Here is a 337-nt window from a genome sequence, read left to right as displayed (position 1 = left end):
ACTGAGGCTCAGCCAGCCAGGCGTAGTAGCCGCTGGGATGCACCTTGAGGGTTTGGCAAAGGCGACGTACCGGGTAATCCGTCGAGTGCTTCTTGATGAAGGCGTACTTCAGCCGCACTCCTTGGCAAAGTACGCGGCGGCCTTCTTTAAGATGTCTCGCTCTTCCGTCACGCGTTTGAGTTCAGCGCGTAGCTTCCGCAGCTCAGCCTGCTGATCATCGTCTTGCTGACGCTGTTCTTGGGGCTTGCTGTAGAGCTTGATCCAGGCATAAAGGCTGTGAACGGACATCCCCAGACGCTGGGCAACATCGGCGACAGGCTTGCCTTTCTCGGTCACT

The 337-nt window shown here is 57.6% G+C and carries 1 pseudogene; it reads right to left on the bottom strand.

The window, feature by feature from the left end:
* Window positions 1-336: pseudogene (locus ACF8R4_RS01595) on the bottom strand (transposase); the annotation flags it as partial.
* Window position 337 lies beyond the last annotated feature (1 nt).

The organism is Pseudomonas sp. FYR_2 (assembly GCF_043106425.1).
Lineage (GTDB): Bacteria > Pseudomonadota > Gammaproteobacteria > Pseudomonadales > Pseudomonadaceae > Aquipseudomonas > Aquipseudomonas monteilii.
Note: the sequence above shows the minus strand (reverse complement) of the source record. Positions and strands in the feature narration are given on the sequence as shown.